We start from the raw sequence: 15,062 nt of genomic DNA on the forward strand, positions 1-15,062 counted from the left end.
GGAAACCCGGTGCCACCGCCCTCTCACTCACGGCCGGATCAGCCGCGCTCGCCCGGCGTCAGCTGCAACCGCTGGTCGAGCCGCAGCCCTCGCAGATGTAGCAGGAACCGGCGCGCTGCATCTTCGTACCGCAGGAGAAGCAGAGCGGGGCGTCGGCCTGGATGCCCAGCTGCATCTCCACCAGTTCGGCACTGGTGTGCGCCTGCTTCGGGGCGGGCTTGGCCGCCTCAACCTCGGCACGCGGCGTGGCGACGGCCTTCAGCTCCTGGGCGCGCGGCGCCGACTGGGCCAGGCCCTCGACGTCGACCTCGTCCTCGTCGAGGGACTGCTCGTACGAGCCGGTCTCCAGGTGACGCTGGCGCTCCTCGGCGGAGTGGATGCCGAGCGCGGAGCGCGTCTCGAAGGGCAGGAAGTCCAGCGCCAGGCGGCGGAAGATGTAGTCGACGATCGACTGCGCCATCCGCACGTCCGGGTCGTCGGTCATGCCGGCCGGCTCGAAGCGCATGTTGGTGAACTTCGAGACGTACGTCTCCAGGGGCACGCCGTACTGGAGGCCGACGGAGACGGCGATGGAGAAGGCGTCCATCATGCCCGCGAGGGTGGAGCCCTGCTTGGACATCTTCAGGAAGACCTCGCCGAGACCGTCGTCCGGGTAGGAGTTGGCGGTCATGTAGCCCTCGGCGCCGCCGACGGTGAACGACGTCGTGATGCCGGGACGACCCTTCGGGAGGCGCTTGCGGACCGGGCGGTACTCGATGACCTTCTCGACCGTCTCGCGGATGGTCGCCTCGGCCTTCTCCGTGACCTCGGCCTTCTCCTTCTCCTTGGTCTTGGCGGAGAGGGGCTGGCCGACCTTGCAGTTGTCGCGGTAGATGGCGAGCGCCTTGACGCCCATCTTCCACGCCTCGAAGTAGACCTCCTCGACGTCCTCGACGGTCGCCGACTCCGGCAGGTTGACCGTCTTGGACAGGGCGCCGGAGATCCACGGCTGGATCGCGGCCATCATGCGGACGTGGCCCATCGCGGAGATGGAACGCTCGCCCATGGCGCAGTCGAACACCTCGTAGTGCTCGTGCTTGAGGCCCGGGGCGTCGATCACATTGCCGTGCTCGGCGATGTGGGCGACGATCGCCTCGATCTGCTCCTCCTGGTAGCCCAGGCGGCGCAGGGCCTGCGGGACGGTGCCGTTGACGATCTGCATCGAGCCGCCGCCGACCAGCTTCTTGAACTTGACCAGGGCGAGGTCGGGCTCGAGGCCGGTGGTGTCGCAGGACATCGCGAGACCGATGGTGCCGGTCGGGGCGATGACGGACGCCTGGGCGTTACGGAAACCGTTCTTCTCGCCGAGGCGCAGCACGTCCTGCCAGGCCTCCGTGGCGGCGGCCCAGATCGGCGTGTCGAGGTCGTCCATGCGGACGGCCACGGTGTTGGCGTCGGCGTGCTGCTTCATGACGCGGTTGTGCGCCGTCGCGTTGCGGGCGTAGCCGTCGTACGCGCCGACGACCGCGGCGAGTTCGGCCGAGCGCTTGTACGACGTGCCGGTCATCAGGGAGGTGATGGCACCGGCGAGGGCGCGGCCGCCGTCGGAGTCGTAGGCGTGGCCGGTCGCCATGAGCAGGGCGCCCAGGTTGGCGTAGCCGATGCCGAGCTGGCGGAACGCGCGCGTGTTCTCGCCGATCTTCTGCGTCGGGAAGTCCGCGAAGCAGATGGAGATGTCCATCGCGGTGATGACGAGCTCGACGACCTTGGCGAAGCGCTCGACCTCGAAGGACTGGTGGCCCTTGCCGTCGTCCTTGAGGAACTTCATCAGGTTCAGCGAGGCGAGGTTGCAGGACGTGTTGTCCAGGTGCATGTACTCGCTGCAGGGGTTCGAGCCGTTGATCCGGCCGGACTCCGGGCAGGTGTGCCAGCGGTTGATCGTGTCGTCGTACTGGATGCCCGGGTCGGCGCAGGCCCAGGCGGCCTCGGCCATCTTGCGGAACAGGGCCTTGGCCTCGACCTCTTCGATGACCTCGCCGGTCATCCGGGCGCGCAGGCCGAACTTGCCGCCCTGCTCGACGGCCTTCATGAACTCGTCGTTGACACGGACCGAGTTGTTGGCGTTCTGGTACTGGACGGACGTGATGTCGTCGCCGCCCAGGTCCATGTCGAAGCCCGCGTCGCGCAGCGCGCGGATCTTCTCCTCCTCCTTCACCTTGGTCTCGATGAAGTCCTCGATGTCGGGGTGGTCGACGTCGAGGATGACCATCTTGGCGGCGCGGCGGGTGGCGCCACCGGACTTGATGGTGCCGGCGGAGGCGTCGGCGCCGCGCATGAAGGAGACCGGGCCGGAGGCGTTGCCGCCGGAGGACAGCAGCTCCTTGGAGGAGCGGATGCGGGAGAGGTTCAGGCCGGCGCCGGAGCCGCCCTTGAAGATCATGCCCTCTTCCTTGTACCAGTCGAGGATCGACTCCATGGAGTCGTCGACGGACAGGATGAAGCAGGCGGAGACCTGCTGCGGCTGCGGGGTGCCCACGTTGAACCAGACGGGGCTGTTGAAGCTGAAGATCTGGTGCAGGAGGGCGTACGCCAGCTCGTGCTCGAAGATCTCGGCGTCCGCGGGAGAGGCGAAGTACTTGTAGTCCTCGCCGGCCTTCCGGTACGTCTTCACGATGCGGTCGATCAGCTGCTTGAGGCCGGTCTCGCGCTGCGGGGTGCCGACCGCGCCGCGGAAGTACTTGCTGGTGACGATGTTGACCGCGTTCACCGACCAGAAGTCGGGGAACTCGACGCCGCGCTGCTCGAAGTTGACCGAGCCGTCGCGCCAGTTGGTCATGACGACGTCACGGCGCTCCCAGTTCACCTCGTCGTACGGGTGCACGCCGGGGGTGGTGTGGATGCGCTCGATACGCAGGCCCTTGTTCGCTGCCGCCTTGGTGCCCTTGGCGCGGGAACTCCGTGCCGGACCGCTCGCCGTCTCTGTCATGCCGCCTCCCTGTACGGGCGAAAACGCCCTGAAGTGCCACGATGTTCCCGAGGCACGGTGTTCTGTCTGGTGTTGCGGGCACCCACTCGCTACCGCCCGCAACAGGTCTTCATCGCCGCCGAACCGCCGGATCCGGGCTCCCTGACCCTCTCCGGCACGCCGTTCAGTCGGCGGCGTGGGCGGGCTCGGGGACCTGCGCGGTCCCTCCTCCTGGCCCGCCGTCGTCTTCCTGGCTCCCCGCGACAGCGTCCTTGCGGTCCTCGTCGTCCGCGGTCGCGCTGCGCGCCCCGTCCCTCAGTTCCGCGATGGCCGCCTCGAAGTCCTCGAGCGAGTCGAACGCCCGGTAGACGGAGGCGAACCGCAGATAAGCGACGAGATCGAGTTCCTGCAACGGGCCGAGTATGGCCAGCCCCACGTCGTGGGTGGTCAGCTCGGCGCTCCCGGTGGCCCGCACCGCCTCCTCGACCCGTTGGCCGAGCTGGGCGAGCGCGTCCTCGGTGACAGGCCGTCCCTGGCATGCCTTGCGCACGCCGTTGATGACCTTCGTACGGCTGAAAGGCTCGGTGACTCCGGACCGCTTGACCACCATGAGCGAGCACGTCTCCACGGTCGTGAAACGACGGGAGCAGTCAGGGCACTGGCGGCGCCTGCGGATCGCCGTGCCGTCGTCGGTCGTACGACTGTCGACGACACGGCTGTCGGGGTGCCTGCAGAAGGGGCAGTGCATGAACTCCAACCCTCCTCACGGCACAGCAGACTCAATAGCCTCGCTGGGCCTCACGGGCCCCTCGAAGCAGCCCCAAGCATAGGCGATCTCGGAGGTGCCGAAGTCACCGGGGATCGCAAAAAACACAACTTGTGGGCTGCTGTAGCTATCCAACCACTAGATGTAGGGCCCGTTTCATAAACCCAGGCCATCCCGCGTGTCGCGTGCGAAGAGCCCGACACGGGGTACCCGGAAGCGTTCGGGACAACCCCGGAGGGCGGCGACACACAACCCGGCAGCGCACAGGCGTACCGTTCCGGCACATGCGGAGATACCGTGGGCGCCGCAAGGAGAGGGCGTGGGACTCCCGCACAGATGGGGGGCCGTTCCCGGTTGACGGGATACCGGATGGCAGACTGGTCGACGACCCGCGAGGCCATCGCCCCGGCGGTGAAGAGTACAACAATGCGCCTGTTTGTCCGCCAGGTGACGCGTTAGCCATACACCCAGACACATGATCAAGTCAGGCGATCCATACTTTTTCACTCGAACGTGTGTTTGGCGCAACCTTTCGAAAGCAACTACCGTTGTCCAGCAGGGAGACCATCGAGAGGGGCCGACGTGACCACCACCGCAGACAGTGCCACCATCACTGCCCAGGACCGCTCCCAGGGCCGACTCGAGCCGGTGCATGCGATGAACGAAGCCGCGAACCCAGAGGCGCACAAGCGGTCCCTGCCGGGCCGACCTCCAGGGATCCGGGCCGACAGCTCCGGGCTGACCGACCGGCAGCGCCGGGTGATCGAGGTCATCCGGGATTCGGTGCAGCGTCGCGGCTACCCGCCGTCGATGCGGGAGATCGGCCAGGCGGTCGGCCTGTCCAGCACCTCCTCCGTCGCACACCAGCTCATGGCACTGGAGCGCAAGGGCTTCCTGCGCCGTGACCCGCACCGCCCGCGCGCCTACGAGGTCCGCGGCTCCGACCAGGGCGCCACCGTGCAGCCCACCGACACCGCCGGCAAGCCCGCCGCGTCGTACGTCCCGCTGGTCGGCCGTATCGCCGCCGGTGGCCCCATCCTCGCCGAGGAGTCGGTCGAGGACGTCTTCCCTCTCCCCCGCCAGCTGGTCGGCGACGGCGAGCTGTTCGTCCTGAAGGTCGTCGGTGACTCGATGATCGAGGCGGCGATCTGCGACGGCGACTGGGTCACCGTCCGCCGTCAGCCCGTCGCGGAGAACGGCGACATCGTCGCCGCGATGCTAGACGGAGAGGCCACCGTGAAGCGCTTCAAGCGCGAGGACGGCCACGTGTGGCTGCTGCCGCACAACGCCGCCTACGAGCCGATCCCCGGCGACGACGCGACCATCCTCGGCAAGGTGGTGGCCGTGCTGCGGCGCGTCTGACCGCCGCGGCGGGCGGTTCCTCGTGGGTACCGCCCCCCTCAGACCGGGCCCCGGAACCCCTGCGCCGGTTCCGGGGCCCTGCACTGTCCGGGGCCGGTCCGTCAGGGCGTGACGACGGACCGGCCTTCGCTCATTCGGCTTCCGCCTGCTTCGCCACCGCGTCGATCGCCGCCAGCGACCTGCGGACCTGGTTGCGGTCCGTGGTGTACCAGAAGTCCGGCAGCGAAGCCTTCAGATAACTGCCGTACCGCGCGGTGGCCAGCCGCTGGTCCAGTACGGCGACCACGCCGCGGTCACCCGACGCCCGTACGAGGCGGCCGGCGCCCTGGGCCATGAGCAGTGCGGCGTGGGTGGCGGCGACCGCCATGAAGCCGTTGCCCCCCGCGTCCTCCACCGCCTTCTGCCGGGCGCTCATCAACGGGTCGTCGGGACGCGGGAACGGGATCTTGTCCATGACGACCAGCTGACAGCTGGGGCCGGGGACGTCGACGCCCTGCCAGAGGGACAGCGTGCCGAAGAGGCAGGTCTGCGGGTCGGCCGCGAAGTTCTTGATCAGCTCGCCCAGCGTCTCCTCCCCCTGGAGGAGGATCGGGAACTCCGGGATCCGGGACCGCAGTTCCTCGGCCGCGAGCTGCGCGCCCCGCATCGACGAGAACAGCCCCAGCGTGCGGCCGCCGGCCGCCTGGATCAGCTCCGTCAGCTCGTCCAGCATGTCCGCGCGGTCACCGTCGCGCGCGGGGCGCGAGAGGTGCTTGGCGACATAGAGGATGCCCTGCTTCGGGTAGTCGAAGGGGGAACCGACGTCGACGCCCTTCCACTGCGGAAGGTCCTCCCCCTCGGTGCCCTCCGGGGCGAGCCCCAGCGAGGCACCCACGCCGTTGAAGTCGCCGCCCAGCTTCAGCGTCGCGGAGGTCAGCACGACCGAGCGGTCCGCGAAGAGCTTCTCGCGCAGCAGACCCGAGACGGACATGGGGGCCACGCGCAGGGAGGCGCCGAAGCGGTCGTGGCGTTCGTACCAGACGACGTCCCACTCCGAGCCGTTCGTGATCCGCTCCGCCACGTCGTGCACCGACTCCACCGACGCCAGTGCCTGCTTGCGCACCGCGTCCTCGTCCTGCACCGACTTGTCGCGCGTCGCGCCGATCGCGGAGATCACCGTACGGCAGGCGTCGCGCAGCGCCATGAGGGCGTAGCCGAGGTCCTCGGGGATCTCCTCCAGGCGGCCCGGCAGGGCCAGCTCCATCAGCCGCTCGAAGCCCTCCGAGGCGGTCTGGAGCTGATCGGCGGCCTTCTCGTTGACCAGCTTGGCGGCACGGCGCACCGCGCGGTTGACCTGTCCGGGGGTGAGCTCGCCGGTGGCGACGCCCGTGACCCGGGAGACCAGTTCGTGCGCCTCGTCGACGATCAGGACCTCGTGCTGCGGCAGCACCGGGGCGCCCTCGATCGCGTCGATCGCGAGCAGCGCGTGGTTGGTGACGACGACCTCGGCGAGCTTGGCGCGCTCGCGGGCCATCTCGGCGAAGCACTCGGCGCCGTACGCGCACTTCGTGGCGCCCAGGCACTCGCGGGAGGAGACGGACACCTGGGCCCAGGCCCGGTCCGAGACGCCCGGGGTGAGGTCGTCGCGGTCACCCGACTCGGTCTCGTCGGCCCAGTCGCGCATCCGCAGCAGGTCCTGGCCCAGCTTGCTGGTGGGCGCGGCGGCCTCGAACTGGTCGAAGAGCCCTTCCTCCTCGTCCTGCGGGACGCCCTCGTGCAGGCGGTGCAGGCACAGGTAGTTCGACCGGCCCTTGAGCATCGCGAACTCCGGGCGGCGGCGCAGCAGGGGGTGCAGCGCGTCCACCGTGCGCGGCAGGTCCCGCTCCACCAGCTGGCGTTGCAGGGCGAGCGTGGCCGTCGCCACGACGACGCGCTCCCCGTGCGCGAGCGCGGGCACCAGGTAGCCCAGCGACTTACCCGTGCCGGTGCCGGCCTGGACCAGCAGATGGGAACCGTCGTCGATCGCCTCCGCGACGGCTTCGGCCATGGTCACCTGGCCGGGGCGCTCCGTACCGCCGACGGCAGTGACGGCAGCATGCAGGAGTTCGGGGAGTGAGGGCTTCGTCATAGCGCGACCACCCTACGACCCGGCACTGACAAACGGGTGATCACGGCGGGGACAAGGGGCGGGATCAAGACCGGAAGCCTCCCGTCGCGGTTTCGCATCGGATCGGGCCGGATCGGCGCCGCTCGGTCCGGACCGCTTCGGACCGCTCCGGATCGGTTGGGCCGGTCGATCGGGGCGGCGATGCGCCAAAAGCGATCAGTTCGCAGCCCCGTGTCACAGCAGATCGCGCAGGGAGCGGTCCCGGACCATCAGGGCGGCCCGTTTGTCGGGCAGGTCGATCTCGGCGGAGAACCGGAACCCGGCGGTCAGGAAGGCGGCGACGGACGGGGTGTTGCGCAGGGCGGGTTCCGCGACGACCCGTGCGCACGCGGGCCGCCTGTCCAGGGCGAGGTCGGCCACGGCCCGAAGCAGCGCGCTGCCGAGGCCTCGCCCCCGGTCGGCGACCTCGCCGACGAGCAGATGGATCCCGGTGTCGTGCGGCCGCGCGGGATAGTGCCGGGCCAGTGGATCGAGGTCCGCCCGGTAGATCTCCCAGTAGCTCATCGGGGTGCCGTCCAGGACGCCGACGCACGGCACGCTGCGTCCGTCGCCGTCGAGCTGGGCCCGCAGGTGCGCGCCGGTCACGCTCTGGGCGCCGGCGAGGTCCCAGAATTCGGCGACGGCGGGGTCGTTCATCCAGCGGCTGATCAGCGGCAGGTCCCGTTCGACGACCACCGGGACGAGATGGAAGGTACCGACGGGGGTGCCGACGGGTCCCCACTCGGCGACCCCGTCGAGAAGGCCGTGATCGATCGTGGCGGCGGAGAGGCGCGGAGCCGCGGCACCGTTCGACCTCGGCTTCGGCCCCGGATCCAGCCCCGGATCCGGCCCCAGCTCCAGCCCCAGCGCCAGCCCCGGCTCCTCGTCCGGGCCGGCCTGCTCCGCGAGGAGGGCGAGCAGCTCGTCGGGCAGGCGCAGGTCCAGCGTGTCCTCGCAGTCCGTGGCCGCCGTGTCCGCGGCCTCGCGGTCCGGGGCCACCGGCCGGGCCACCGGCTCGGGAGTCGTGAGCTCCGGGATCGCGGGCTCCGGAGTCATGGGCTCCGGGGCCGTGTCGATACCGCTGTCGGCCGGGCAGGTATCGGCGATCTCGCCTCTGTCGGCGGCGGGGGCTGCGTGGGCGCTGGCGTCGGTGGGAGGCACCGCGACGCTCCTCTCAGAAGGCGGGGTGGGTCATGTTCCTCGGGGACGACGGGTGGAGGGGGTTGGCGAAGGTGACGTACACGGACTGCGTGTCGACCGGGCCGACGAGTTCGTCCAGGCCGTGCAGCCGGGTCAGCAGGTTGGCCTTGCAGCGCAGGACGGGCGAGTCCAGCAGGCGGGCCGGCAGCGGGGTGCGCAACCGGTCGGGGCCGGAGGCGAGGTCACCGAGGAAGCGGCGGAAGGCCGCGAGCAGCAGCCGCTCGTCGGCCAGGCGCTGGGAGCCCAGGGCGCCGATGAGGCCGAAGACGTTGTTGATCGCCAGGTAGTAGGCGAAGCGCTCGTCGGTGACCTCGTCGGAGACGAAGGTGTCGCTGTGTGTCCCGATGCCGGGCAGCCGGGCGTCGAGTTCGGCGCGGCGGGATGCGCGGAAGTAGTAGCCCTGGTTGTCGCGGTAGCGGCCGCCCGTGGGCCAGCCGTCCGCGTCCAGCAGGAGCAGCGTGTTCTGCTGGTGCGCCTCCAGGGCGATCCCGGCCTCCGCGTCCAGCCACAGCACGGGACGGACGACCTGTTCCAGGTAACGCAGGAACCACTCGGCGGCGACGGCACCGCACGGGCGGCCCGTCCTGCCCGCGAGGCGGGTGATCAGCAGATCCAGCCGGGACCGCAGGGACGGATGGTCCGCCGGGTCGCCCGGCCGGCCGTACGGGCGGGGGGACACGAGTCCGGCGACGCAGGCAACGTCGTCCGCGGGGGTGAACGGGTTGTGCCGGATCACCACGTCGAGACCCGTCACCGGGTCGCCGTCCGGCCCGTCGACGGCGAGCCAGGCGGGGTCGCGGACGATGTCGAAGCCGGGGTGCGCGGCCCGCCACCGCCGGGCGAGGCCGGTGCGCAGCAGGCGGTGGACCTCGACGCCGCGGTGCAGTTCCTTGCGGAGGTTCTCGCGGCGGGAGTTGGTGATCTGCAGGCCCAGGGACAGCTTGAGCATGGCGGGCGCGCCGCTTCTGTGGACCGTGCGCACGGAGGAGGTGGGGCACCAGGCGGCGCCGTGGGCGCCGAGGTCGCGGAGCAGCCCGGCGTCGAACAGGGCCGCGGTCTCCGGCCGTTGCCGGACCGCACGGGCCTGCCAGGGGTGCAGCGGAAGCGCGGCGAAGCCGTCCGGCAGCGGCAACTCGGCTGCGGCGAGGCGGGCGGTGAGCACCGGAGCGGGCACGGGACGGCCGCGCTCGGTCCAGGCCGAGTCCGTGGCCAGCAGGGCGGGGGCGACCGCCAGCCAGTGCAGGGGGAAACGGCCGCGCGACTCCGGTGAGTACCGGCCGGCCTCGGCCTCGGAGAGACCTTCACGGCTCTTCGGGGTGGGGTGGAACGGGTGCCCGAGGAGCAGTGCCTGCTCTGCCGCGAGGAAGAGGTCGGGGCCGTCGGCGGGGTCGTCCCTGCGCTCCCGGACGAAGACGGTGGTGCGGCGGACGGAGTCGGCGACTCGGGCGACGAGATCGCACCCGGCGGCTGCCGACGCGGTCGGAGGCGCGGCCCCGGCGCCATCAAGGGCGGTCTCCCTGGCGAGGAGCGCGGCGACCGTGACGGCGTCGGCGGGCGGGACCCGGTCGGGGGCTCCGGCGAAGCGCGGGAGGCCGAAGCGATGCCATCCCGTCGGGGACCGGTGCCGGACCGGTACCCGCAACTCCGTGCCGCTGGCGGGCAGCGGCAGGCGCAGGACGCCGCCGTCCGGAACCGTCACGCCGGTCTCGCGCACCCAGCAGCGCAGCAGGCTCTCGACAGCCGCGGCGTCGGCCACGACCGAGGGGTCGCCGTGCTCCAGCGGGTCGTGATCGACTCCGGCCCCCTCCAGCGCGTCCACGGAATAGGCGCCTCCCGGGCCCCCCGCCTCCTCTGGCGGCCTGCCGTCGGCGGCCGGGGTCCGCTGTTCGGGGACTCGTTCGGTCGTCGGGTCGTCGGCGGGGGCCGGGCCGGGGGTGTGGGTGCCCGTGCCGGATACGGGGGTGGTGTTCACGTGGTCCTCTTCGGTGGTTCTGGCCCGCGCGGTGACGAGCCGGGTGCTGCCGCCCTGCCTGCCTCATCGGCCTGGTGGTACGAAGTCGCGTCGGTGGGCGCGGTTCACCGCCTGCACCGCGTCGCCGAGCCGGTCGAGGACGGCGGCCGCCTGTTCGTCGCTGATCGTCAGCGGCGGCAGCAGGCGTACGGCGTTCCGGTGCCGGCCGCCCAGGCCGACGATCAGGCCGCGCCGCAGGCACGCGCGCCGTACGGAGTCCGCCAGTTCGGAGGCGGGCGGCGGTGTGCCCGGCGGACGCGAGCCCGCGTCCGCCGAGGGGACCGGCCCCGCCGCTTCCGGGTCCGCGAACTCCACGCCGATCATCAGGCCCCGCCCCCGCACGTCCCGGACGCACGCGACGTCCCGTGCGAGATCGCGAAGCCGGTCGAGCATGCGGGCACCGAGGGTGGCCGCGCGGGGGGCGAGGGCGTTCTCGCGGACGTGGGCGAGGGTGGCCGTCCCGGCGGCCAGGGCGAGTTGGTTGCCGTGGAAGGTGCCGTGGTCGGTGCCGGGTCCCCCGGCGTTGAGGTCGTCGCGGTGGACCACCACGGACAGCGGGAGGCTGCCGCCGACGGCCTTGGAGAGCACCATCACGTCCGGAGTGATGCCGCTGTGCTCCACCGCCCAGAGGGTCCCCGTGCGGCCCACGCCCGTCTGGGTCTCGTCCGCGATCAGCGGGACGGATCGGGCGGCGGTGAGCCGGCGCACGCGCCGCGTCCAGGCGTCGCAGATCGGAGCGACGCCGTCGGCACCCCCGACGGGATCGAGGATCACCCCGGCCGGCCGTGGCGTACCCGGCTCGGGGCCGTCGAGGGCGGACTCGGCTCCGGGGGCGGCGAGTTCGGCGTTACGCCAGACTCCTTCGGCTCCTGCCGGGTCCTCGGCGGACGTGTCGTCGTGGGAACCGGTCAGGTGCAGCACCGCGGTACGGCCGGTCGCGGCGCGCACGAGCCGCAGCGCGGCCTCCATCGCGTCCGTCTCGCCGGGCCCGCAGAAGCGCACGCGCGCGTGGCCGGCGAATTCCGGCGGCAGGGTACGGAAGAGTTCGGCGACGAAGGCGTCCCGCACCGGTGTCGCGAGGTCGGGTGCGTGCAACGGCGCGCCGGAGTCCAGGACTTTGCGGATCGCCTCCAGCACCACGGGGTGGTTGTGCCCCAGGGCGAGCGCTCCCGCGCCGGAGAGGCAGTCCAGGTAACGGCGGCCGTCGGCCCCCTCGATGGTCAGCCCCCGGGCGCGGACGGGCACGATCGGCAGGGCCCGCGCATAGGTGCGCGCGGCCGGCTCGCGCGCCGGCTGCCGCCTCAAAAAGCCCAGGCGCACCGGGCGCTCAGGGTGCTCCGGGCCCTCGGCGTGCTCCGGGCCCTCGGGGTGCTCCGAACGCTCCGGGCCCACTGGATACGTCGGCTGCGCCGGATACACCGGATACACCGGATACGCGGAGTGCGCCGTCCGGAGCGGCACCGGCGTCCTCCCGGCGGCCGTCCGGCCCCCGGTCGCGCCCTCCGACGCACTCCCCTCGCACGCAGACTCGGCCACGACTCGCTGTCCTTCCGCCGCACAGGCACAGGGGACCGCCCATGAACAGCAGGACCCCCACCGCTACAACCCCCGGTCGCGCTACGGGTTACGGGTCGGTCCAAGATCCTTACCGTGACGGAACCGTTGCCGTACCGTCGGAAGTCCCCCACAGCGAGCGCATAGTGTGTGGTGCCGTTCCAAGGCACACGCCGAAGCAGCCCACGGGTACACGCCGGACCAGTCCAAGGCGCGTCTCCGGTAGGGCGGTTCGGCACCCGTTCGTTCTTCTCAGGGGGAGTCTCCGACCATGCGATCCATACGGCCGTCGTTCCGCATCCGGCGAGACGGGGGTGCGCGTCGCGGAACCTCCCGCGTTCTCACCGCTGTCGCCGTCACCTCGGCGCTGGCGCTCACCGCGACCGCCTGCGACTCCGGTGGCGACAAGGCCGACGGCCGGGCCTCGGCCTCCGCGACCTACACGGGGAGCGGCGGCGACGGCAAGATCAAGATCCCGGACGACCTCAGGAACAGGCTCAAAGAGCACGGGATCGACATCGACAAGTGGAAGCACGGCGAATGGAAGAACTGGAACAAGGACGACTGGCTGCGCGAGGCCGACGAGTTCATCAACCCGATCATCAAGGGCCTGTGGAACGCGAACCGGATGCGTCGCGCCGACGACCCGCAGAAGAACGTCGACAGCAACGACCTCTCCGGTGACCAGGGCGTGACCGACCCGACGCCCGCGCCGGTGACCGCGAGGGCCGTGGCGCCCAGGTACCACGCGAACGCGGCGACCGCCGGCAAGGTGTTCTTCGACTCCCCCGAGGGCACGATGGTCTGCTCGGCGACGGTGGTCGAGGACCCGGCCCACCCGGGCAAGTCCAACATGATCTGGACGGCCGGTCACTGCGTGCACGCGGGCAAGAAGGGCGGCTGGTACCGCAACATCGCCTTCGTGCCGTCGTACAACGACTCGGGCCGGACGGCCGCCCAGCTGCGGGGCGCCACCCGGGACGAGGTCGCCCCCTACGGCGTGTGGTGGGCGGACTGGGTCAAGACCTCCCAGCAGTGGATCGAGCAGGGCGGCGAGACGGGCGGTGACGGCGCCTCGTACGACTACGCCGTGCTCCATGTGACCCCGGAGAAGGGCGGCAACGGCAAGTCGCTGGAGGAGACGGTCGGTTCGGCGCTGCCGGTCGACTTCAACGCCCCGGCCGTGCCGAAGGTCTCCGGCATCACCGCGACCGGTTACCCGGCCGCCGCGCCCTACGACGGCCAACTGCTGTACCAGTGCACGGACAAGCCGGGCCGGCTGTCGCTCAACGCCACGGACCCGACGATGTACCGCATCGGCTGCACCATGACCGGCGGCTCCTCCGGCGGCGGCTGGGTGGAGACGGGCTCGGACGGCAAGCCGACGCTGGTCTCCAACACCTCGATCGGCCCGGTGAGTTCGGGCTGGCTGGCCGGTCCGCGGCTGGGCGACGTCGCCAAGGGCGTCTACGACTCGGTGAGCAAGAAGTTCGCCGGTCGGTGAGACAGGACCGACCCTGACACCGGAACGCCGAAGGCCCGCCCCCTGTGCGGGGGGCGGGCCTTCGGGCTTCGGGCTCGGGCCGGATGTCAGACCGTGGGAACCGGGACGTACGGCTGCAGGTCCGCGGCCAGTTCCTCGTGCACCCGCGCCTTGAGCAGGGTGCCCTCCGGGGTGTGCTCCGCGGAGATCACCTCGCCCTCGTCATGGGCCCGGGCGACCAGCTTGCCATGGGTGTAGGGCACCAGGGCCTCGATCTCCACGGACGGCCGGGGCAGCTCGTTGTCGATGAGTGCGAGCAGCTCCTGGATGCCCTGGCCGGTGCGGGCCGAGACGGCGATCGAACGCTTCTCGATCCGCATGAGCCGCTGAAGGGTCAGCGGGTCGGCCGCGTCCGCCTTGTTGATCACGACGATCTCGGGTACGTCGATGGCGCCGACGTCCCTGATCACCTCGCGCACGGCGGCCAGCTGCTCCTCCGGGTTCGGGTGCGAGCCGTCCACCACGTGCAGGATCAGGTCGGACTCGCCGACCTCCTCCATGGTGGAGCGGAACGCCTCGACCAGGTGGTGCGGCAGGTGCCGGACGAACCCGACGGTGTCGGCCAGCGTGTACAGGCGGCCGCTCGGGGTCTCGGCCCGGCGGACGGTCGGGTCCAGGGTCGCGAACAGGGCGTTCTCGACCAGGACACCGGCGCCGGTCAGACGGTTGAGCAGCGAGGACTTGCCCGCGTTGGTGTAGCCGGCGATGGCGACCGAGGGCACCTTGTTGCGCTTGCGCTCCTGGCGCTTGATCTCGCGGCCGGTCTTCATGTCCGCGATCTCCCGGCGCATCTTCGCCATCTTCTCGCGGATCCGACGCCGGTCGGTCTCGATCTTGGTCTCACCGGGACCACGGGTGGCGAGGCCGCCGCCCTTGCCGCCGCCCATCTGACGGGACAGCGACTGACCCCAGCCGCGCAGCCTGGGCAGCATGTACTGCATCTGCGCGAGCGCGACCTGCGCCTTGCCCTCGCGGGACTTGGCGTGCTGGGCGAAGATGTCGAGGATCAGGGCCGTACGGTCGATGACCTTGACCTTGACGACGTCTTCCAGGTGGATGAGCTGGCCCGGGCTGAGCTCACCGTCGCAGATGACGGTGTCGGCGCCGGTCTCCAGGACGATGTCCCTGAGCTCGACGGCCTTGCCGGAACCGATGTAGGTCGCCGCGTCGGGCTCGCTGCGGCGCTGGATCACGCCGTCGAGCACGAGCGCGCCGGCGGTCTCCGCGAGGGCGGCGAGCTCCGCGAGGGAGTTGTCCGCATCCTGTGCGGTCCCCGAGGTCCAGACGCCGACGAGCACGACCCGCTCCAGGCGGAGCTGGCGGTACTCGACCTCGGTGACGTCCTCGAGCTCGGTGGAGAGGCCGGCCACGCGGCGCAGGGCCGCGCGCTCGGAGCGGTCGAACTGCTCGCCGTCCCGGTCTCCGTCGATCTCGTGGCTCCAGGCGACGTCCTCTTCCATCAGGGCATCGGCCCGAAGACCTTCGGCGTACGAGTGCGCGAATCGCTGCGTGTCCTGGGAAGGGGATGAAGAGGAGGTCATTGGATCCTTACGTCGA

At 71.1% G+C, this 15,062-nt stretch carries 9 protein-coding genes; 2 read left to right on the forward strand and 7 right to left on the reverse strand.

The window, feature by feature from the left end; all coding sequences use genetic code 11:
• Positions 1-58 precede the first annotated feature (58 nt).
• Positions 59-2,965: a vitamin B12-dependent ribonucleotide reductase gene (locus M8J74_RS21885; protein WP_249838066.1), complete on the reverse strand. Its 2,907-nt coding sequence runs from the start codon at positions 2,963-2,965 to the stop codon at positions 59-61.
• 163 nt (positions 2,966-3,128) lie between these two features.
• A complete protein-coding gene (gene nrdR / locus M8J74_RS21890) occupies positions 3,129-3,692 on the reverse strand; it encodes a transcriptional regulator NrdR (RefSeq protein WP_249838067.1) in 564 nt (187 codons plus the stop codon).
• A 600-nt stretch (positions 3,693-4,292) separates the two neighbouring features.
• On the opposite strand from nrdR, the gene lexA reads away from it, so the two are divergent.
• Positions 4,293-5,072 carry a transcriptional repressor LexA gene (lexA, locus tag M8J74_RS21895; protein ID WP_058922549.1) on the forward strand — a complete coding sequence of 260 codons (780 nt, stop codon included), beginning with the start codon at positions 4,293-4,295 and terminating at the stop codon, positions 5,070-5,072.
• Between the two features lie 130 nt (positions 5,073-5,202).
• Here lexA and M8J74_RS21900 read toward each other — a convergent pair whose 3' ends face one another.
• The 4 genes from M8J74_RS21900 to M8J74_RS21915 form a co-directional block, all read right to left on the reverse strand.
• Positions 5,203-7,179: an ATP-dependent DNA helicase gene (locus M8J74_RS21900; RefSeq protein ID WP_058922550.1), complete on the reverse strand. Its 1,977-nt coding sequence runs from the start codon at positions 7,177-7,179 to the stop codon at positions 5,203-5,205.
• Positions 7,180-7,392: 213 nt separating this feature from the next.
• Entirely contained in the window at positions 7,393-8,358 is a 966-nt protein-coding gene (locus M8J74_RS21905) for a GNAT family N-acetyltransferase (protein WP_249838068.1), read from the reverse strand.
• A 13-nt stretch (positions 8,359-8,371) separates the two neighbouring features.
• On the reverse strand, positions 8,372-10,369 hold the full coding sequence (locus M8J74_RS21910; protein WP_372500229.1) for an IucA/IucC family protein: 1,998 nt from the start codon (positions 10,367-10,369) through the stop codon (positions 8,372-8,374).
• A gap of 63 nt (positions 10,370-10,432) precedes the next feature.
• The gene (locus tag M8J74_RS21915) at positions 10,433-11,728 is read right to left on the reverse strand and encodes an aminotransferase class III-fold pyridoxal phosphate-dependent enzyme (protein WP_249838111.1); all 1,296 of its coding nucleotides are present in this window, start codon (positions 11,726-11,728) and stop codon (positions 10,433-10,435) included.
• 505 nt (positions 11,729-12,233) lie between these two features.
• Here M8J74_RS21915 and M8J74_RS21920 point away from each other — a divergent pair.
• A complete protein-coding gene (locus M8J74_RS21920) occupies positions 12,234-13,466 on the forward strand; it encodes a trypsin-like serine peptidase (protein ID WP_249838069.1) in 1,233 nt (410 codons plus the stop codon).
• 86 nt (positions 13,467-13,552) lie between these two features.
• On the opposite strand, the gene hflX is transcribed toward M8J74_RS21920, so the two are convergent.
• Positions 13,553-15,046 carry a GTPase HflX gene (hflX, locus tag M8J74_RS21925; RefSeq protein WP_249838070.1) on the reverse strand — a complete coding sequence of 498 codons (1,494 nt, stop codon included), beginning with the start codon at positions 15,044-15,046 and terminating at the stop codon, positions 13,553-13,555.
• Between the last annotated feature and the right edge of the window lie 16 nt (positions 15,047-15,062).

Origin of the sequence: Streptomyces panaciradicis, assembly GCF_023516615.1 — a bacterium.
Classification (GTDB): domain Bacteria; phylum Actinomycetota; class Actinomycetes; order Streptomycetales; family Streptomycetaceae; genus Streptomyces; species Streptomyces panaciradicis.